The organism is Arthrobacter sp. TRD_SC_6 (assembly GCF_055361185.1).
The window spans coordinates 399,053-418,881 of sequence record NZ_CM143953.1 but is presented as its reverse complement, the minus strand read 5'-3'; the positions used below and the strand labels follow the sequence as shown (position 1 = coordinate 418,881).

General features: G+C 63.3%; 21 protein-coding genes and 1 pseudogene. 19 read left to right on the top strand and 3 right to left on the bottom strand.

Going from position 1 to position 19,829, the window contains the following annotated elements; translation table 11 throughout:
- Positions 1–26: 26 nt before the first annotated feature.
- The 5 genes from ACWA1U_RS02045 to ACWA1U_RS02025 are packed head-to-tail and all read left to right on the top strand — an operon-like array spanning position 27 to position 4,258.
- On the top strand, positions 27–518 hold the full coding sequence (locus ACWA1U_RS02045; RefSeq protein WP_463723682.1) for a RidA family protein: 492 nt from the start codon (positions 27–29) through the stop codon (positions 516–518).
- A gap of 22 nt (positions 519–540) precedes the next feature.
- Entirely contained in the window at positions 541–1,614 is a 1,074-nt protein-coding gene (locus ACWA1U_RS02040; RefSeq protein WP_463723681.1) for a TRAP transporter substrate-binding protein, read from the top strand.
- Positions 1,614–2,159, top strand: a complete 546-nt coding sequence (locus ACWA1U_RS02035; RefSeq protein ID WP_463723680.1) for a TRAP transporter small permease — start codon at positions 1,614–1,616, stop codon at positions 2,157–2,159. The genes ACWA1U_RS02040 and ACWA1U_RS02035 overlap by 1 nt, the downstream gene beginning before the upstream one ends.
- A complete protein-coding gene (locus tag ACWA1U_RS02030; protein ID WP_463723679.1) occupies positions 2,156–2,965 on the top strand; it encodes a creatininase family protein in 810 nt (269 codons plus the stop codon). The genes ACWA1U_RS02035 and ACWA1U_RS02030 overlap by 4 nt, the downstream gene beginning before the upstream one ends.
- A gap of 3 nt (positions 2,966–2,968) precedes the next feature.
- Positions 2,969–4,258 carry a TRAP transporter large permease gene (locus tag ACWA1U_RS02025; protein ID WP_463723678.1) on the top strand — a complete coding sequence of 430 codons (1,290 nt, stop codon included), beginning with the start codon at positions 2,969–2,971 and terminating at the stop codon, positions 4,256–4,258.
- Positions 4,259–4,271: 13 nt separating this feature from the next.
- Here ACWA1U_RS02025 and ACWA1U_RS02020 read toward each other — a convergent pair.
- The 3 genes and pseudogenes from ACWA1U_RS02020 to ACWA1U_RS02010 all read right to left on the bottom strand — a co-directional run.
- Positions 4,272–4,358: pseudogene (locus ACWA1U_RS02020) on the bottom strand (zinc permease); the annotation flags it as partial.
- Entirely contained in the window at positions 4,345–5,838 is a 1,494-nt protein-coding gene (locus ACWA1U_RS02015; RefSeq protein WP_463723677.1) for a glyceraldehyde-3-phosphate dehydrogenase, read from the bottom strand. The pseudogene ACWA1U_RS02020 and the gene ACWA1U_RS02015, both read right to left, overlap by 14 nt.
- A 259-nt stretch (positions 5,839–6,097) precedes the next feature.
- Positions 6,098–7,186 (bottom strand): LacI family DNA-binding transcriptional regulator, encoded by a 1,089-nt coding sequence (locus ACWA1U_RS02010; RefSeq protein ID WP_463723676.1) that lies wholly within the window; start codon positions 7,184–7,186, stop codon positions 6,098–6,100.
- 165 nt (positions 7,187–7,351) lie between these two features.
- On the opposite strand from ACWA1U_RS02010, the gene ACWA1U_RS02005 reads away from it, so the two are divergent.
- From ACWA1U_RS02005 to ACWA1U_RS01940, 14 genes are all read left to right on the top strand, one after another.
- On the top strand, positions 7,352–8,203 hold the full coding sequence (locus ACWA1U_RS02005; RefSeq protein WP_463724929.1) for an ABC transporter substrate-binding protein: 852 nt from the start codon (positions 7,352–7,354) through the stop codon (positions 8,201–8,203).
- A 45-nt stretch (positions 8,204–8,248) separates the two neighbouring features.
- Positions 8,249–9,031 (top strand): amino acid ABC transporter permease, encoded by a 783-nt coding sequence (locus ACWA1U_RS02000; RefSeq protein WP_463723675.1) that lies wholly within the window; start codon positions 8,249–8,251, stop codon positions 9,029–9,031.
- Positions 9,028–9,810, top strand: coding sequence for an amino acid ABC transporter ATP-binding protein (locus ACWA1U_RS01995; RefSeq protein ID WP_463723674.1), 783 nt, complete (start codon positions 9,028–9,030; stop codon positions 9,808–9,810). The genes ACWA1U_RS02000 and ACWA1U_RS01995 overlap by 4 nt, the downstream gene beginning before the upstream one ends.
- A complete protein-coding gene (locus ACWA1U_RS01990) occupies positions 9,810–10,850 on the top strand; it encodes a Gfo/Idh/MocA family protein (protein WP_463723673.1) in 1,041 nt (346 codons plus the stop codon). The genes ACWA1U_RS01995 and ACWA1U_RS01990 overlap by 1 nt, the downstream gene beginning before the upstream one ends.
- 28 nt (positions 10,851–10,878) lie before the next feature.
- On the top strand, positions 10,879–12,006 hold the full coding sequence (locus ACWA1U_RS01985; protein ID WP_463723672.1) for an NAD(P)/FAD-dependent oxidoreductase: 1,128 nt from the start codon (positions 10,879–10,881) through the stop codon (positions 12,004–12,006).
- Positions 12,007–12,171: 165 nt separating this feature from the next.
- Complete coding sequence (locus ACWA1U_RS01980) at positions 12,172–13,527, top strand: sensor histidine kinase (RefSeq protein ID WP_463723671.1); 1,356 nt, start codon at positions 12,172–12,174, stop codon at positions 13,525–13,527.
- Positions 13,528–13,550: 23 nt separating this feature from the next.
- Positions 13,551–14,240 carry a response regulator gene (locus tag ACWA1U_RS01975; RefSeq protein ID WP_463723670.1) on the top strand — a complete coding sequence of 230 codons (690 nt, stop codon included), beginning with the start codon at positions 13,551–13,553 and terminating at the stop codon, positions 14,238–14,240.
- Between the two features lie 81 nt (positions 14,241–14,321).
- A complete protein-coding gene (locus tag ACWA1U_RS01970) occupies positions 14,322–15,203 on the top strand; it encodes an ABC transporter ATP-binding protein (RefSeq protein ID WP_463723669.1) in 882 nt (293 codons plus the stop codon).
- A complete protein-coding gene (locus tag ACWA1U_RS01965) occupies positions 15,200–16,450 on the top strand; it encodes an ABC transporter permease (protein WP_463723668.1) in 1,251 nt (416 codons plus the stop codon). Before ACWA1U_RS01970 ends, ACWA1U_RS01965 begins: the two co-directional genes overlap by 4 nt.
- 57 nt (positions 16,451–16,507) lie before the next feature.
- Positions 16,508–17,608, top strand: a complete 1,101-nt coding sequence (locus ACWA1U_RS01960) for a GTP-binding protein (protein ID WP_463723667.1) — start codon at positions 16,508–16,510, stop codon at positions 17,606–17,608.
- Between the two features lie 10 nt (positions 17,609–17,618).
- The gene (ykgO, locus tag ACWA1U_RS01955; protein ID WP_133409460.1) at positions 17,619–17,741 is read left to right on the top strand and encodes a type B 50S ribosomal protein L36; all 123 of its coding nucleotides are present in this window, start codon (positions 17,619–17,621) and stop codon (positions 17,739–17,741) included.
- Between the two features lie 68 nt (positions 17,742–17,809).
- The gene (locus ACWA1U_RS01950; RefSeq protein WP_463723666.1) at positions 17,810–18,208 is read left to right on the top strand and encodes an antitoxin; all 399 of its coding nucleotides are present in this window, start codon (positions 17,810–17,812) and stop codon (positions 18,206–18,208) included.
- A 3-nt stretch (positions 18,209–18,211) separates the two neighbouring features.
- Positions 18,212–18,718 (top strand): DNA alkylation repair protein, encoded by a 507-nt coding sequence (locus ACWA1U_RS01945; protein WP_463723665.1) that lies wholly within the window; start codon positions 18,212–18,214, stop codon positions 18,716–18,718.
- The gene (locus tag ACWA1U_RS01940) at positions 18,718–19,827 is read left to right on the top strand and encodes a spore photoproduct lyase family protein (RefSeq protein ID WP_463723664.1); all 1,110 of its coding nucleotides are present in this window, start codon (positions 18,718–18,720) and stop codon (positions 19,825–19,827) included. Before ACWA1U_RS01945 ends, ACWA1U_RS01940 begins: the two co-directional genes overlap by 1 nt.
- The last annotated feature ends 2 nt before the right edge of the window (positions 19,828–19,829 follow it).

Genomic DNA, 19,829 nt, shown 5'->3' with positions numbered 1-19,829 from the left:
GCATTTCCGACAATCAGGAGGCAGCAATGTCCGATATCAATCTGCGAACCCCCACTGAGCGTCTTGCCGCGGCCGGCCACGAGTTGCCGGTTGCCGCATCGCCGTCATTTGACTACGTACCGGTGACCCGATTCGGTCAGGTGCTGTACGTCGCGGGCCAGTTGCCGAAAGAGGACGGGGAGGTTCGTATCACCGGACGTTGCGGGGAGCAGGTGGGGTTGGAAGAAGCCCGCCGTGCGGCGGAGATTTGCACCCTGCAGGGCCTTGCCTGTGCCGCTGAGGCCGCCGGTGGGCTGGATGAGATCGAACGCGTATTGCGTGTCACCGGGTTCGTCGCTTCCACGCCGGAATTCCATGACCAACCGAAGGTCCTCGACGCGTCGAGCCGGTTGTTGCGTGAAGTGTTCGGCGAATCGGGGAGGCATTCCCGATCGGCTGTTGGAGTGGCCGCCCTCCCACGCCGTGCACCTGTGGAGATCGAGTTCATTTTTACCGTCCGCGAATCACAATCACTGTAAGTACACACTGAAGGGAAACATCATGAAGAAGGAAACACATTCCCCGTACTTCCGATCAGTCGTCTGCCTGACCGCCGTTGCAGCATTGGGGCTGAGCGGCTGCGGGTTCATCACGGGGGACGAATCGGCAGAAGAAGGCGGCGGAGGCACGGCGGGCACTGAGTGCACCGAGCAGACTCTGCGATTGGCGACCATCCGGACAGAGGATGATCCGACCACCCTTGGCGCTACGGCGTTTGCCGAGGGCATCTCCGAGGCAACCGACGGACAGGTCACCGTTGAGGTCTTCCCCAACAGCCAGCTCGGTGATGCCAATGATTTGTACGCCGGCATGGCGTCCGGCCAGGACGTCGACATGTTCTACGAGGGCATCAGCCTCTACCCCACGTTGGACGGTGCCAACGCGTTCACAGTAATGAGCGTCCCGTTCCTCTGGGACAGCTATGAACAGATGAGGGCGGTGCTTGACACCGACAGGTTCCAGCAACTGCTGGACGAAGCCGCTGAAGCGACCGGCGTGCGGGTCGTTGCGACCGCGGGTGACGCAGAGCCACGCGCCTTGAGCGCCAATAAGGCCATCCCGACCGCTGCAGAGATGGAAGGGTTGAAACTGCGCATTGCGGACGCCCCCATGCCGCAGGCGTTCGCTCAGGCCCTCGGCGCGGAACCGCAGGTAGTAGCGTTCGCGGACCTGTACCTTGCCCTCCGGCAGGGAGTTGTCGACGGACAGGAAAATGGTGCGATCACCATGGTGAACCAGAGCCTTATGGAAGTGCAGTCGCACTACATGCCGACGGACTACATTCGCGACGTACGTTCCTGGTACTTCAGCGACAGCGTCTGGAACTCTCTCTGCGCCGACCAGCAGGAAGCTATTAAGGCGGAGGCTGAAGAGGCCGGTGAGGTGACCACTGCCGAGACGACCACGCAGATGGAAGAAGCGATGGCGACCCTCGAGCAGGAAGTCGAAGTCGTGGACGTCGACGTCGAATCCTTCCGTACCGCTCTGGATGGCGTGTTCGAGGAGTTCGACGGCGAGCTATGGCCGGAAGGCCTGCTCGCCGAGACCCAACAATTGGCGGAAGAGAACTCCTGATGCAGGCACTGCCATCCCTGGTTAGACGAGGGAGGGAAGGACTCGTTGCACTTGTTGCCTGGGCTGCGTTCGCAGCATTCAGTGTGATATTCGCCGTCAACATCGTTCAAATCGCCCTGAGACCGTTCGGCGGGGGTTGGGTATGGGTGCACGACTTGAGCGCACTGCTGTTCGCCTGGACCGTAATGCTCGGAGCGGCGGCCGCATACGGCAAGTTCGATCACGTGGTGGCCAGCTTCCTGATCGACAGGCTCCCGGTAGCTGGGCGGCGCGTGCTTGCCTATGCTGTGCGTCTAATCGAACTGGTTGTCGCCTTCATCCTGTTGGTGGCAGGCCTGCAGATTGCCGAAACCCGAATGAACATCGCGTTCATCCAGTTGGGAGTGCCTACGGGGTGGGCCTATCTGGCAGTGCCGGCGCTCGGTGTGTCCATGTTGATTTTCGGCCTCACCGCAGCGCCCAGAACCACCACAAGCGAAGACCAGATTGAAGAGGAAGTGGGCTTGCTGGGTCCACGGCCGACATCTCAGGAAGGAACCACATGAATCGCCCTCACCGCCTGGACTGCATGACGACAGTCCAGGCCGCCGAGGCCATCGGTCGAGCAAAGGTCGCGCTCATTCCGGTCGGTGCAACCGAACAACACGGCCCCAATCTTGTGTGCGGAATCGACTGGCGCGTCGCCGAGGAGATGGCAGACCGCATCGCTGCGGCTGTCGACCCCCTGGCTGTGGTGGTGCCGCCACTTCCCTTCGGGCTGTCCGGGCACCACCTTGGATTCCCTGGGACCCTGCATATTTCCGCCGCGACGTTCACCGCGGTTTGCCGGGAAATCGCTACAAGCTTGGCCCGACACGGAATCAGAAAGGTCGTGTTTGTCAATGGGCACAGAGGCAATGAAAATGTCCTCGGGGTGGTCGCTGCGGAACTGACGTACGATCTTGGCATCGAGGCCGCCTCCTCGTTTTGGATGACTCAGGCTTCCGATGCCATCGCGCGGCATCGCAAGACCGACCGTTGGGGGCATGGTTGCGAAATTGAGACCAGCGTGGCGATGGCTGTTGATGGGTCAATGGTCGCCACGGTCCGGGAGCCCGGGGACCTCATCGAGGAATATGGCGCCTACGAGGACAACTACCAGCCATTCGCCCTGACGACGGCGAGGAGCTTCGCATCACGCACACGTAACGGCGTATTCGGGGATGCCACCCTCGCTACGACGGAATCCGGAGAAGACATTCTCGGCACGGCCGTCGGACGGACAGCAGAGTTCATCCGGGACTTCGCCGTCCGGCCGCCCAGGTCGCAGGACCCGTCCGGTTCCATGGATAACGACACAGGGAGTGAGTGACCAATGGAGATTGTCGCGCTTTTCGGTGTGTTGTTCGGCTTGATGGCAATCGGCGTGCCCATTTTCATCGCCATGGCGGCGTCGGCACTGGTCACCTTGGCCGTCACGGGACTCGGCACTGCAACCGTCCTGCCAACGACGATGATCTCAGGCGTCAACTCGTTCGAACTTCTCGCCATTCCCTTCTTTGTGCTGATGGGCGAGCTGATGAGTCGCGGCGGCCTGACCCAGCGCATCGTTGAACTGTTGATGTTCTTTCTGGGCCGGGTCAAGGGCGGGCTGGCTCATGCCAGCATCGGCGTCAACATTTTCGCGGCCGGAGTCAGCGGCTCAGCGCCAGCTGATGCAGCCGCTGTCTCGTCTGTCATGCTCCCGGCAATGAAACGTGAGGGCTACCGACCAACCTACTCAGCCGCCATCAACGCCAGCGCTGCGGTCATTGGGCCGATTCTGCCTCCAAGTATCCCAATGGTGTTCGTGGCGTTGGTGACAGGACTCTCGCTGGGCCAGTTGTTCATTGGCGGCATCTTGCCGGGATTCGTTCTCGCCGGAACCATGATGGTGCTCGTGTTCTGGCAGGCACATCGAGGGAAGATCCCCGGCCGTGCAGAGAGCACCGGGGTCGAGGGCAGGTCCCTGGGCACACTTCTGTTCCGGGCTCTGCCGCCGATCGGCGCTCCCGTCCTGATCATCGCCGGTATCTTCGGTGGGTTTGCCACCATCACGGAAACCTCAATGATTGCGGCCTTCTACGTGCTGGTGGTCGGTCTCGCCTACCGAACCCTCCGGTTCCGCGAGGTTCCCGCCCTCATCCGTGACGGCGCCGTGTTCGCATCGACGATCATGATCCTTTTCGCTGCGGTGGGGGCCTTCACGTTCATCATCGTTGCGCAGCGCGTCGGCGACCAGCTGACAGCGTTGCTGGAGGGTATGAATCTGGGTCCGATCGCATTCCTCCTGCTCTCCATGCTGTTTTTCCTCATCGTTGGGATGGTTCTCGACGCCGTTCCGGCCATCCTTATTTTCCTGCCGATACTGCTTCCGGTCGCTATCGAGATCGGGGTAGATCCCATCCACTACGGAGTGGCTGTGGTCGTCAATCTCATGATTGGCCTCTTGACGCCTCCTGTGGGCGCGCTGCTGTATGTGATGACGAAGATCGGGCGCGTCTCCTTCGGCGGCTTGGTCAAGGAGGTATTGCCATTTGTCGCGGTACTGCTCATCGGTCTTCTTGTGATCGTGCTCGTTCCAGGCCTGGTCACCTGGTTGCCGGGCCTGGTGTTCAGCGACTAGCGGCAGCGGAGCATTACATGAGCGACAGCACGAACGCGAGGATGAAGCCCGCGGCGATGCTGAGAGCAACGGCAGGCCCTCCGTGCTCATACGCGTGTGGGGGCTAATTCCGCCGCAGGCACCGCGTCCTTCGCGGGGAACGACGGCGCGTTGACCCCGGTCATCTCCTCCATCACGCGGACCACCTGGCAGCTGTAGCCGAACTCGTTGTCGTACCAGACGTAGAGCACCAGGTTCTTGTCATTGCAGATGGTCGCGAGGCCGTCCACCGTTCCGGCCCGGCGGGAGCCGACGAAGTCGGTGGAGACCACATCGGGTGAATCGATGTAGTCGATCTGCTTCCGGAGGTCAGAGTGCAAAGACATTTCGCGGAGAAAGTCGTTGACCCCATCCTTGGCAGCGGAACGCTCAAGCGACAGGTTCAGGATCGCGATCGACACATCCGGGGTGGGGACGCGGATTGAGCTTCCCGTGAGCTTGCCCTGCAATTCGGGAAGCGCCTTCGCCACGGCCTTCGCTGCACCGGTTTCGGTGATCACCATGTTCAGCGCAGCGGAGCGTCCGCGGCGGTCGCCCTTGTGGAAGTTGTCGATCAGGTTCTGGTCATTGGTGAAGGAGTGGACGGTCTCGACGTGCCCGTGGACCACGCCGAATTCGTCATTGATCGCCTTGAGCACCGGCGTGATCGCGTTAGTGGTGCAGGACGCCGCAGTGATGATCTGGTCCGAGGACGAAATCGAAGTGTGGTTGATACCGTGCACGATGTTCTTCAGCGCACCCTTGCCCGGCGCGGTCAGCAGCACCCTGGCAACACCCTTGCTCTGCAGGTGCTGGCTGAGGCCCTCTTCGTCACGCCAACGGCCGGTGTTGTCGACCACCAGGGCATCGCGGATGCCGTATTCGGTGTAGTCGATGGTCGCCGGGTTGTCCGAGTAGATCACCTGGATCCGGACGCCGTTGGCCGTGATGGTGTTCGTTGCTTCGTCCACCTGGATGCTGCCCTCGAAGGACCCGTGCACCGAGTCGCGGCGCAGTAGGCTCCCACGCTTCATGAGGTCATTCTCGGCACCCTTGCGCACCACGATGGCCCGCAGGCACAGCCCGTGCCCACCGCCAGCCTTCTCGATGAGCAGCCGCGCAACCAGCCGCCCGATGCGTCCAAAACCATAGAGAACGACGTCGGTGCTGGTCCGCGCGTCCGCACCGCGCTTGCCGACAACTTCGGCCAGTTCGGACCGCAGGTAGTCTTCCAGGGAGGCGCCGCCGTCCTGATTCTGAACGGCCTTGTACTTCTGGTTCAGACGGGCAACGTCAATCGAGGCGGCACCGAGGTCCAGCTCAGCCAGTGCGCGCACCAGCGGCGCGGTCTCTTCGAGCAGCAGTTCTTCCTTGCTCATGCGGCGGGCGAAGCGGTGCGCCTTGAGGATGCCCATGGTGGACTTATTGATGAGGCTGCGTCCGTGGATGCTGGTGACCACATTGTTCTCGCGGTAGAGGCGACCGATCACGGGAATCATCCCCTCGGCGAGCGCCTCCCGGCTGATCCAGGTGTCGCGTGTAACGGAAGGGTTGTGATCCACGATGATCAGGTCCTCTCTGGGCGCTGGAGTTCCAGCGCGGGTGGTGCGGCCCGGGGTGAGGGCGTGTGGCGGGGTCCACCCGCCGTAACGGTCAAGCCAACGACGACGTCGGCCTCGGGCGGGTTGTTTTCAAGGGTACCGGGCGGGGTTGCGGCGCGACGAGCCGGTCCTATGTGAGATGGGACTCGTGCGCAACGAGCCGCGTGCAATGGCCCGTCTGCTCAATTCGTTGGGGCTTGGATGAGGGAATTCAATGCGACTACTCGGAAGGTACAGCGAGTCTGGGCGCGCCCACCGAGTTTCTACTGATCAGCGTGGCAGGAAAGACCGGGAGGGGAGGCGGAATGACGCCCCGGATGCGGTGAAGCAGTGTGGTGGCGGCCGCCGCGCCGAGTTCATAGACCGGCTGTGAAACCACGGTCAGTGGGGGGTTGACGAGGCGAGTCCAGGGGAAGTCGTCATACATCACGAAGGAGAGATCGTGGGGGATGCTGATCTCCATCGCCTGAAGCGCTTCCAGAATGCTCAGAGCGACGAGACTGTCAGAGGCGACGATCGCCGTCGTCTTCTCACTGCTCGTCATCAGGTCGTTGAGGATAAACCGAACGCTTTCGGGTGTACTCGCCCCCAACCGGATGAAGGAGTCGTGGAAACGGACCCCGGCTTCCAGAAAGGCCCTCCGGGTGCCGTTGATGCGGTCGGCAACGGCAGAAGATTCCAGTGCGTAGCCATTGCCGTTGCCGTACTCGACACCTCCGGTTTCGAGCGCGGAAATGTAGGCGATGTGCTCGTGGCCTGAGTCGAGGAGGAGAGCCGTAGCGTCGTAGGCCGCTTGCTCAACATCCGCGGCAATTACGTCGACGTCGATTCCAAGGGCAGAGCGGTCAAAAAGCACTAGAGGCCGTCCGGCATCGACGACATGTTTCAGGTGGTTCGTGTGGGACGAGGAAGCAGGCGCAACAATCAGGCCGTCAACACGCTTGTCCTGCAGTACCCGCACTGCGTCCACCTCCGCTTGAACGTCTTCTCCCGTATTGATGAGGATGACGTCGTAACCGGCGCGCTTTGCGGCATCGGATATACCGCGCATTGCGAGCCCGAAGTAGGGGTTCTCGATATCGCCCACCACAACGCCGATGGTGTTGGACTTTCCCGTGTTCATGCTTCGGGCCAGCTCATTTGGCCGATAGCCCAAGATTTCCGCCGCTGCGAGGACCCTCGAATTAACCTCTTCGCTGACAGCGCCGTACCCGCCGAGCGCCCTCGCAGCCTGCGCCTTTGACACTTTCGCCTCGCGAGCAACGTCTGCAACGGTGGTGTCCCGCTTTCGGGAACTTGAAGTCGTCATACAGGCAGCCTTTCAGAAGGAGGGGTTGACGTCTCTCTCGAAGTGCGAGTAGATTCCTCTTCAACCTTTGTGAGTCCGGTCTCATTCTAGCGATTGAGACCGGACTCATCAACCAACCAGCTGGGGTACCGCTTTTCTTCAGCTCAAATGAGATTGGATCCAATGATGAACATCCGCTCCACATTTCGCCCGGTAGCCGCCATGGCTGCGGCCGCCCTCTCACTTCTGGTTATGACCGGTTGCGGTAGCGAGGGAGGCGCCGATGCAGCAGCAGAGGCAAATCCCTACGGGCTCATTGAACCGGGAAAGGTTCGCGTGGCAAGCCTTGGAGATGCCAAGCCCTACACCTTCACCGATGAGACCGGGGCGTTCACCGGATTTGATGTCGAACTATTCGAGAATGTCGCCGGCCGCATAGGGATTGACGAGGTTGTGTTCACAGGCCAGGACTTCTCCGGACTTCTCTCAGCCGTGGCGAACGGGCAATTCGACGTTGGCGTAGCTGCAATCGGGATCACCGAGGAGCGGAAGCAGACCGTCGACTTCAGCGAGGGCTACCTCGCCGGCTACCTCACCGTCATCACCACAGAACAATCGGGAATCACCAGCGAAGACACGCTGGGCGGCCACCGTCTGGGAGTGGTGCAGGGGACGCTGCAGGAAGCTTATGCGGTCAAGAACTTTACCGATACCGACCTGGTGCGCTTCCCCGATAACAACACGGCGATCTCCGCGGTGAATAGCGGAAGTGTTGACGCGCACTTCCTGGACTATGAGGCTGCCAAGGACTATGTCGAGAAGTTCGACCTGGTGAGCGCGGCCGACATTCCCTCATTCGATGCACCCGCCGGGTTCGCCATTGCCAAGGGCAACGAGGAGTTCAAAGCAGCCCTCGACGAAGCGCTGGCCGAGGCAATGGAAGACGGAACCTGGAAGGAACTTTACGAGAAGTGGTTCCCGGGTTCTCCTATGCCGGAGCAGTATCTGCCAAAAGCCGAGCAGAATGCCGGTAAGTGACATCTCTTACCGCGCACTGAATCACATGACGACTGAGAGTCAATAATGGACCTGCTCGATAACCTCGTAAGAACCTTTCTGGACTTCGACGCCATGATGGCTGTGTTGCCGCAACTCCTCCAGGTGGGGCTCGTCAACACACTGATTATCTCCATCTGCGCCACCATAATCGGTGTGGTGCTCGGAATGGTGGTTGCCGTGATGGGCATATCACCCTCCCGGTGGCTGCGAATTCCCGCTCGTATCTACACCGACCTGTTTCGCGGTCTGCCAGCTATCCTCACGATCCTCCTGATCGGACAGGGCTTCGCACGAGCAAGCCAGGAAATTTTCGGCCCCTCGCCCTACCCGTTGGGAATCCTCGCCCTCAGCCTGATCGCCAGCGCGTATATCGGAGAAATCTTCCGCGCAGGAATTCAGAGCGTGGAGCGTGGACAACTGGAGGCGTGCCGTGCGCTTGGCATGAGTTACGGCCGGGCCATGCGCCTGGTAGTCATTCCGCAGGGAATCCGCAGGGTCCTGCCGGCTCTGGTGAACCAGTTCATCGCCATCGTCAAGGATTCCTCACTCGTCTATTTCCTTGGCCTCCTTGTCTCGGAACGTGAGCTCTTCAGGGTCGGGCAGGACGCAGCAGTACTGACGGGGAACCTGTCACCGCTCGTCATGGCGGGACTGTTCTACCTCATCATCACCGTTCCGCTGACCCACCTCGTGAACTACTTCGACCAGCGGTTCCGTGCAGGCGGGCGCCGCCGTCCTACAGCACCGACCAGCGGTCTGAAGGAAGTAACTGAAATCGAAAGCGCAACCGCAGGGAGCGGACGATGAACCAGACCAAGTCGACGAGCAGCACAGCCACTGACCAGGCAGTAAAGGCATTCCACGGTTCCAGCCTGGAGCTGAGGGACCTGTCCATGGCGTACGGCGATATAGACGTACTGCGCAATGTGAACGTTACGGTCGAACCGGGAACAACGACCTGCATCATCGGACCTTCTGGATCTGGAAAGTCCACGTTGCTCAGGGGTATCAACCGCCTCCACGAACCGAAGAGCGGAGACGTCCTCCTAGGCGGAGCCAGCGTTCTGAAGGACAAGCCCGATGCGCTGCGCCTCCGCATCGGGATGGTCTTCCAGCACTTCAACCTCTTCCCGGACCACACTGCGCTGGAGAATGTTGCACTCGCGCCCTGGAAGGTGAAGGGGATGTCCAAAGCCAAGGCGCGCGCACTCGCGTCGGAACGGTTGAAGGAAGTAGGCCTCGCTGAACGCGCCGACCACAGGCCCAGCGACCTTTCCGGCGGGCAGCAGCAGCGCGTTGCCATTGCGCGCGCCCTCGCCATGGAGCCCGAGGTGATGCTGTTCGACGAAGTGACCTCCTCGCTGGACCCGGAGTTGGTCAAGGGCGTACTGAACCTCATGGCAGGACTTGGGGAACGCGGCATGACAATGGTGGTCGTGACTCACGAAATGGGATTCGCGCGCAAGGTGGCGGACCAGGTTGTCTTCATGGACGAGGGTGAGGTTGTGGAAGCCGGCCGCCCGGCCGACCTCTTCGACCGGCCCCAGTCGCCGAGGTTGCAACGCTTCCTCTCGGAGGTGCTCTAGTGGAACGTGGGCAACCGCTGCGGACCGCCGTCGTTGGTTTCGGTGTTTCCGGCCGGGTATTTCATGCGCCTCTGATTGCCGCGGACCCGAAATACTCTTTGGACGTGATCGTGACCGGCAACCCGGACCGTGCAGCGCAGGCCGGGGCCCTCTACCCGGGTGTCAAGGTGCTTGCCCGCCCCGAGGAAGTGTTCGACCACGCCGACGAGCTTGATCTCGTGGTGCTCGGAACTCCGCCGGTCAACCACTTCAAATTGGCGGAGAAGGCAATTGCTTGTGGCCTGAATGTGGTCGTCGACAAGCCCTTCGTTCCAACCTCCGCGGAAGGTGAGGAGCTGATCACGAGGGCTGCGGACGCCGGCGTCGTGCTTTCGGTCTTCCAGAACCGGCGCTGGGACGGTGACTTCCTTACCGTCAAGAAGCTGATCGACGACGGGCTCCTCGGCGAGGTGCGCACGTTCGAGTCCCGTTTCGAATGGTGGATGCCGGAGGGTTTCCGCAGCTGGAAGGACGAAGCACGACTGTCCGAAGGCGGCGGGATCCTGTTTGACCTCGGAAGCCACCTCATCGACCAGGCTGTGGTGGTGTTCGGCCCGGTGAAGGACCTCTACGCGGAAACCGTTCGCCACTCGAACGGCGGTTCCAATGGGGATGAAGACACGTTTGTGTCGCTGCTTCATCGCTCCGGCGTGCGCTCCCGGCTCTGGATGAACGGACTGGCAGCACTTCCGGCTCCGCGCTTCCACCTTCTGGGTTCCACTGCGGCCTTCACCAAATGGGGCCTGGACGGGCAGGAACCGGCTCTCGCAGCCGGTGTTCTTCCGACCGATGCTTCCTACGGGACCGAGCCCGAGTCCACCTGGGGTGTTCTCGGCGCGGGTGCCGAGGAGCAGCAGTTCATCCCAACCGAACGCGGGAGCTACCCGGAGTACTACCGGCTGTTGGCCTCCGCCATCCATGACGGCGGGAAGCTGCCCGTCGACCCCTCCGAATCAGTTGCCGTCCTCAGAATCATCGAAGAGATCCACGGCCTGCGCTAGGCCCCTTAGCTTCAGAAAGAGAGTTGTCATGTCCCTGGACCCATCTGCCCAAAGAGTCGCCGTTATCGGTGGCGGAATCATGGGTGTCTCCACAGCTGTTCACTTGCTCCGTGGCGGCGCATCGGTGATTCTCCTCAGCGAGGCCGAGCTCGCCAGCGGCGCTTCCGGAAGATCGTTGTCCTGGCTGAATTCGGCCGGCGAAAGGTCACGCCCGTACCACCAGCTGCGCGTCGCAGGAGTCGACCGGTACCGCACCCTGTTTGCACAGGACCCGGCCCTCGACTGGCTGCGATTCGACGGTGGCCTGTTCTGGGACGTCGAGGCAAACTCGGACTCGACCGTGAAGCGCCACACGTACGAGAAGGCTCACGCTTACGACTCTCACCTCCTCGGCCCTGACGAGGTGAGCGGCCGTGTTTCTTCCGTGAACTCCTCCGCTGCGGGATCGGCCTCGATTTACAACCCGGGTGAGGGATGGGTGAGCCTGCCTCATCTCATTGAGTTCCTCATGGAGGAGTTCAGGGAACTCGGCGGCGATCTGGTGACGCATGCGGGCAAGGTGTCCGTGTCCGTCAATGATCAGGGCCGGGCGGTGGGTGTTACTTCCGCAAGCGGCGAGACTTATGCGGCCGACGTCGTTATGGTTGCTTGCGGAGCGCAGACGCCCGCCGTCGTTGCCGAGCTGGGGGTGCAGATTGATGATGCATCACCGGTGTCGATGCTCGTGCTTACCGAACCGGCAGATCTCGGGGTCCGCGCCGTGATGAACACGCCGCGGGTTGCCCTCCGGCCCAACCCCGACAACACCCTCGCCCTCGATCATGACTGGTATGAGGAGGACATCACGGTGACCGGGGACGGTACCTACTCCATTCCGGAAGCCGTTGTGCAGGAGCTCGCCGACGAGGCATCCAAGCTGATCGAGGGGACGCCGAAGCTCAAGGCCGCTTCCTGGAAGATAGGACTCAAGCCGATTCCCGGTGATGGAGAACCGGTCTTTGGCGAACTGGAGAAGGTGCCCGGGTGCTTTGTGGCATTCACTCACTCCGGTGCCACGCTGGGTCTGATCGCCGGGGAGCTTCTGGCTGGAGAGATCCTCACTGGGGAGAAACACACGATGCTGGCGACGTTCCGGCCGGAACGGTTTCAGAAGTAGTTACCTACTAGGAAAGGCGGCGCCAATGGCCGCCTTTCCTGTTGGGGGAAGGATCCCGGACGGGGGAGTGACCGGAGTTCATCCCTTTGGCCTACGCCGTCCGGGGGAACCGCCGGCACTGCCTCGCTGACTAAACTGGCGCAGGGACAACCGGAGGTAAGTGAAGTGAACGTACTGAGGCGCCTGATCCCCGCCGATTCCGATGAGAGCCGCTGGGAACGCCCCGGCCCAACGCGGGAGCAACTGCGCAAGGACGCTGCCGGCGTCGTTGTTTTCATCCTGGTGAGCGCCGTATTGCTGGAACTCGCCCGCGGTTTCGGCGGGATGGCCGAAGAGAACAGTCCCCTCTGGGTGCAGCACGCCGTTTCCGCCGGGATGATCATCCCGCTGGTATTCAGGCGCCGGTTCCCCATCACCGTCATGATGGTTTCCTCCGCACTGTTCCTCGTCCTGAGCTTCCAGGCACCCATGGTCGCCGTGCAGCTTTCCTACCAGGTGGCCTACTTCGCGTCGCTGTATTCCGCGGTGGCGTGGGCGAAGGACCGCCGGATGCTGTGGCTGGGAACGGCCGTGGTGGTGGCTGCGATGGCGCTGTGGCTCATCTTCGCGCTCACGGTGTCGAACACTTTCGACGGCCTGGTCGATCGGGTCCAGGAGGGGGATGAGACGTGGCGCGGCATCCTTGAGCCCCTCACCTCCGCCGCGCTGTATAACTTCGCGGTGAACATTGCGTACTTCGGCGGGGCGATCCTCGCGGGCCTGTCCTCCTGGCGCGGCGCCCTGCAGCGCACGCAGCTGGCGGAGCAGGCCGTCCAGATTTCACGGCAGTCCGCGGAGCTTGCGCGCCGCGCCGTGATCGAGGAGCGGCTGCGGATCGCCCGCGAACTGCACGACGTCGTCGCGCACCACGTCTCCGTGATCGGCGTACAGGCGGGGGCGGCCCGTCGGGTCCTGAACCGTAAGCCCGAGGTCGCCGCCGAGTCGTTGCGCACCATCGAACAGGCCAGCCGCCAGGCGGTCACGGACATGCGGAACCTCCTGGGCGTGCTGCGCTCGGACACGCTGGTGCCGGGAGCGAACGACGACGACGGCCGTCACCCTGAGCCCGGCCTCGCCGACCTTGAGGTGCTCGCCGCGAACCAGCGTGAGTTCGGCCTGCACGTGTCCTTTGCCCGCGTGGAGGACGAGCCCGGCGCCCTGGAAGCGATCTCCCCCCCGCTCGGTTTGTCGCTGTACCGCACGGCGCAGGAGTCCCTGACCAACGCCAGGCGGCATTCGACGGCGTCGTCCGCGGTCATGACCGTGCGCACGGGAACCACGGGCGGGCAGCGTTGGGTGGAGCTTGAGACGGTGGATAACGGGCGTCCAAAGCAGCAGACAAAGCAGGCGCGGGGAGTCAAGGGAACGGGTTACGGACTGCAGGGCATCCGCGAACGGGTGGCTCTGCACCGGGGAACGGCGGAGATCGGTCCACGGTCCGACGGCGGCTGGCGCGTCCGCGCCCGATTCCTCCTGTCCTGACGCAGCAGAGCAGAATGACTGTCATGGACACAATCCGGGTACTGCTTGCCGACGACCAGGGGCTGGTTCGCGCCGGTTTCGCCACCATGCTTTCCGTTGAGGACGACATCGAGGTGGTCGGGCAGGTTACCAACGGCCAGGAGGCGGTCGACTTCGCTGCGGCGAACCGCGTTGATGTCATCCTCATGGATGTCCAGATGCCCGTACTCGACGGCATCAAAGCCACCGAACGTATCACCGCGGCCGGGCATGGAAAGGTCATCATCCTCACCACGTTCGAGCGGGATGACTACCTCTTCGACGCCATCCGGGGAGGCGCGAGCGGGTTCCTGCTGAAGAACGCGGAGCCGGAGGACCTCATCGCGGCGGTGCATGCGGTTGCTGGCGGCTATGCGTTGTTGGCCCCCGAAGTCACTGTGCGCGTCATCGAGCGGTTCGCCCAACAGCTCGACAACTCGACGGCGCCGAAAACGCCCACCCAGGAGGAGCAGCACCAGCAGAAACTCCTTGCAGCCCTGACCCAGCGCGAGAAGGAAGTCCTCGTGTGCATGGCGTCCGGGCTGAGCAACGCGGAACTGGCCACGAAGCTGTTCCTCGCGGAGGCGACAGTGAAGTCCCACGTCTCGTCCCTGCTCGCGAAGATCCAGGTGCGGGACCGGGTGCAGGCGGTGGTGTTCGCTTACGAGAGCGGGCTCATCCGTCCGGGGGAGTGAACTTTCCCTCTTTCGGCTCATCCCTGACAGCGCCGTCCTCACTAGATTTGAGTGCAGGAAAACCATAGGGAGGAACCACTCATGCTGCAGGTCCGGAACCTGACGCGGCGCTTCGGCGACAACACCGCGGTCGACGACGTCAGCTTCACCATTCCCGCCGGCAAGATGACCGGCTTCGTCGGCGCAAACGGTGCAGGGAAAACCACCACCATGCGCATGGTCATGGGAGTGCTCACCGCCCACGCCGGGGAGGTGCTCATGGATGGCCAGCCGGTCACGGCGAACCAGCGTGCACGCTTCGGGTACATGCCGGAAGAGCGCGGGCTCTACCCCAAGCAGCCCATCCTCGATCAGCTGGTGTACCTGGGCCAGTTGCACCGGATGACCCAGTCGGATGCCCGTTCGCGGGCTCAGGAGCTGCTGGAACGGTTCCAACTGGGGGACCGCGGCAAGGACAAGCTTGAGTCCCTCTCCCTCGGGAACCAGCAGCGCGTGCAGATCGCGGCGTCCCTGCTGCACCGCCCGTCAGCGCTCATCCTCGACGAGCCGTTCTCCGGGCTGGACCCGGTGGCGGTGGATTCCATGGTGGACCTGCTGCGCGAACACACGTCCCAGGGCGTCCCGGTGCTGTTCTCCAGCCATCAGCTGGACCTCGTGGACCGGCTCTGCGACAACCTCGTGGTGCTGCAGAAGGGGAAGCTGGTCGCGTCCGGGACGGGCGATGAGCTCCGCGCCACTGCCCCCCGCCGCCACCGGCTGACCGTCTCACCCGACGCCGGCTGGGTACGGGAGGAAGCGGGCGTGACAGTGATCGACGTCGCCGGCCAGGACGCCGTCGTGGAACTTCACGACGACGACGCCGCGCAACGGCTCCTCGCCAACGCCATGGCACGCGGAAGCCTGCACGAATTCAGCCGCATCAGGCCGAGCCTGAGTGAAATCTACCGGGGGGTATCCCAGTGAGCACTGAACTGAAGCTCAATCAATCGAACCAGTCAGAGGCCGAGGTGCCGTCGTCGTCGTCCTCTCCTGCACAGGGCACGCAGCCGCCATGGCTGATCGTGACGCTGCGCGAAGTCCTGGTGAAGGCGCGTGACCGCGGTTTCGCCATCTCCACGCTGGTGACCGTGGTGCTGATCGCGGCGGGCGTGGTGTTCAACGCCTGGATGGCCTCCCGCGGGGACGACTACGACATCGCTGTCAGCTCCGACGCAGGCCAGGCGATCGTTGCGCTCGCCGATGAGGACGGCCGCACCAGTGACGGCAATACCACCTTCACGGCATCCGTCAACGAATCCGACGGCGACGCCCTCGCGCAGGTGCGCAGCGAGGAAGCTGATGCTGCACTCATTCAGAACGACGACGGCGGGTGGACGCTCACGGGCAAGGAGGAGGTTTCGTCGGGGTTGAGCACCGGGCTGGGTGCCGCACTGGAAACCTACGCACTGGAAGGGAACGCCGCTGCCGCGGGCACCACGCCGGAGGCAATGCTCGCCGGCTCGGAGCTTGAGGAGTCGCTGTTGGAAGGTAACGCCGAGAATCAGGCGCTGGCATCCGCGGCCGGGTTCATCTTCAGCTTCCTGTTCTACATGGCGTCCATCATCTTCGGCATGGCCATCGCCAACTCGGTTGTGGAGGAGAAGCAGAACCGGGTGGTGGAAATCCTCGCCACGGCCATCCCGATCCGGCAACTGCTCTACGGGAAGGTGCTGGGCAACACCGTGCTGGCGATGCTGCAGCTGGCACTCTACGGCGGGGCGGCGCTGCTCGCACTGAACCTCACGGGGACGGCGGAGCTGGCTGGAAGCATCATCCCGGCGTCGGGCTGGTTCCTGGTGTTCTTCCTCTTCGGGTTCCTGATTCTGGCGGCGATGTGGGCCGTGCTCGGTTCGCTGGCCAGCCGGCCGGAGGACCTTTCGAGCAACTCGACGCCGGTAATGGCGCTGATCTTCGCGGCCCTGTTCGTAGGCTTGTTCGCCTCGGGGCAGTGGCTCGTGGTGGCGTCCTATGTGCCGGTGGTGTCCTCGGTGGCGATGCCGATCCGCATGCTGAACTCCGACGTCGCCCTGTGGGAGCCGCTCCTGTCGATGGGCATTGCGCTCGCGGCAGCCGTGGCGTTGCTTCACCTCGGTGAGAAGATCTACCGCCGGGCCGTGATGCAGAGCGGCGGGGCGCTCTCGCTGCGGAAGGCGATGAAGCTGGAGGCGTAGTTTCTGTGTTGGGCACCGGTTACGTAATGCGAATCATTCTCATGTAGGCTGACCAGTGTGTTCATCACCATCATCAGTTCGCTCGATTCCTTCTGCCGTCAACAGGCCTGCGAGGCCATCGGTGGCACACTGCCGGGAGCCGTCGTCGTGCTCCATGACCTCCTCGAGGGCGGGCGCGTAGTCCGCCGCATCTTCGAGGGGGAGAAGCTGCTCGAGCGGGAGGAAACCGTCCTCGAGCACGGCTGCCTCAGCTGCACGGTCCGCCTCGACGTGGTGCCCACGGTGGAGCGACTGCTGGCGAGGGGAGTGGAGAACATCATCCTCGGGCTCCCTCCGGCCGTGACCGGCGAAACGGTCGTCGAGGCCCTGCACCGCGGCGTCAGCCAGGCTTTCAGCATCGACGCCGTCGCGCTGGCCTGCGCCCCGGATTCCCTGGAGGACCAGATCTGGGACCACCACAGCCTGTTCGAGTCCGGCTTCACACCCGTGCCCTGGGACAACCGGACGCCGGGGGAGTTCCTCATCGGGGAACTTTCATTCAGCGACACCGTGATCCTTGCCGACCCGGCGCTCATCCCCGTGGACCCCGAAGTACGACGCCGGGGCGTACACCTCATCGAGGAACTCGCACCGCACGCTGAGCTGGCACAGTGCGAGGGGGACCTCCGTACCGGTCACCACGACCTGGCCGCCGCGCTGGTGCGTGCCGCTCCCGGTACGGTGCGGGTGCCGGCGGGGGCGTCGTCGTCGTCGTTCTCCACCGTGGTGCAGACCGCGGACCGCCCGCTCCATCCCCAACGCTTCCGCGACGCCCTTGCCACGCTGGCGGCGGGGTGCTGCTGGTTCCGCGGCCGGCTCTGGGTGGCGGCGGCACCGGAATGCTGCATCACCGTGCAGGGGATCGGACCCCGCGTCTGGCTCGAAAACACCGGCCCGTGGACGGCGCACCCGTTCGAAGCCGAGCCCGACGCCGGTACCGCCTGGTTTCCCCACCTCGGGGAACGCGGCAGCGTCCTGGCGGTGACCGGGGAAGAGGTCGACGCCGAGGAAATCCGCGTCCTGCTCACCGGGTGCGAACTGACGGACGCCGAGATGGCCGCCGGTGTGGACGCCTTCACGGACCCAACCAGCCCATTCAACGCACGAACCACTCACTAGGGAGATCACCATGAAAGTACGCAATTCGCTTCGGGCACTGAAGAAGATTCCGGGTGCGCAGGTGGTACGCCGCCGTGGGCGCACGTTCGTGATCAACAAGAAGAATCCGCGCATGAAGGCCCGACAGGGGTAGCACGGGGATTATTCTCGTTGTGGGCACGTTGGATTGTGCAAGACACCGCAACGAAAGAAGGTTCCGTCATGGCTGGATTTGGATCGCTCGGCAAGCTTGCGAAAGAACTCGCGCGCAACCCGAAGGTAAAGGAAGCCCTCAACAACCCGAAGGCCCGCGAGATGGGCAGCAAGGTTGTGGACAGGGTGGCAGACGCCGCGGACAAGGCGACCAAGGGCAAGCACCAGGACAAAATCCACAACGCCCGCGGCCAGGCGCAGAAGCATCTCGGCGGCCAGGGCGAGGGAACCGGCAACACTGTACCCGGCAACACGGGGCCAACCGGGACGCCTGTCGATCCCACCGGACCCACTCATCCAGCGGAACCCACTCATTCCACAGGACCTACTGATTCCACAGGACCTACTGATCCAAATGGACCAACGGACCCCACTGACCCCAACGTTCCCGGGACCCCGCGCGTCTGACGCTTGAGCGAGGAAGCCCGGTTCATTGACGCTGCGCTGCAGCGGGAGGCGTCGTGGGAACGTGCTGAGGGGATGAACGCCCTCGACGACGGACTGCGCTACTACGGCGCGTCCGTCGGCGCCGTTCGCGGAACCGTCCGGGACGCACTCCGCAAGTACCGGAATCTAACGCACGACGGCGTCACTTCCCTGAGTTCTGAGCTCTGGGACACCCCGGTCTTCGAGCGGCGGCTGGCTGCAGTCGTTCTCCTGCAGTCGAAGGTACGGCTGCTCCGGAACACTGATCTGACCCGGTTGGAAGGGTTCCTGCGGACCGCCTGCGTGGAGGCGCTCGCCGATCCGTTGACGGCCGACGTCGTCGTTCCGCTTCTTGAATCTCTCACGGGCCAGGAGCGGGCGCGGGCGGATGCAGTGGTCAACCGTTGGGCGCAGGAGGAGGAGCCGCTGTTGCGCCGTGCGGCCGGGCAACTTGCGGAACATACCCGCCGTCCAGGTTGTTACACAGAGTAATGACGCCATCCCGGGAACTGGATCTGACCACCATCTCTCCGACGCGCCTGTGGATTCCCAAACACGTGATGATCACGCGGGCTGCAGCTGATCTGCCGCACACTGCCGAGATTGTGAGGCGGTGTGAGCGCGCCGGAGTGGAGGACATCCGGTTCCTGTCCGGCAACGCGCTGACGGGCCTGCGTGGAGCCAGCGAGCGCGAGACCTACGCGTCCGCGAAGAACACACTCGCCGTCGTCGTCGCTCCTCCCAGCGCACTCAAGCCGCAGCCCATCCCGCCGAGCGCTGACTGGCGGATCGACCTCGCCCGGGGGTGCCCTGCCCACTGCCAGTACTGCTACCTAGCCGGATCGCTGCAGGGTCCGCCGGTGACGCGCGTGTATGCCAATCTCGACGACGTTCTCGACGGAATCCGCACCCACGCCGGCAGGGGATCCGTCACCAGGGGCACCGTTGAACGTGGCGCAGAGGGCACCACGTTTGAACTGTCCTGTTACACCGATCCGCTCGGGATCGAGAACGTGACCGGATCGCTTGCCGCCGCGATTTCCCGCGTGGGTGGCGGCGAGTTCGGGAGCGACGTATCCCTGCGTTTCACGACAAAGTTCGACGACGTCGGCGAGCTGGTGACGCTCGATCACGGCCGCAGGACGCGGATCCGCTATTCGGTCAATGCCGCGGAGGTTGCAAACCGTTTCGAGGGCGGCACGGCGCGGATGCCGGCGCGGCTGTCCGCACTGCGGGCTGTAGCGATGGCTGGCTACCGGGTGGGTCTGACGATCGCACCGATCATGCCCGTACCCGGTTGGCGGGAACAGTATGGCGCGTTGCTGGACGACGTCGCCGCCGCGGTTGCCGGCATTGAGGACCTTGATCTCACGGCCGAGATCATCACGCACCGCTTCACACCCGCGAGCAAGGAGGTGCTGCTGGGCTGGTACCCGAGGACCAGGCTCGAGATGGACGAGGATACGCGGAGCCAGAAGCGTTCCAAGTTCGGTGGCGTCAAGTACGTGTACCCGAAGCAGACCATGGCGGAGATGCGCGAGTGGTTCACCGCGGAACTGGAGCGGCGCTTGCCCGCTGCCCGGCTCCTTTACTGGACCTGACG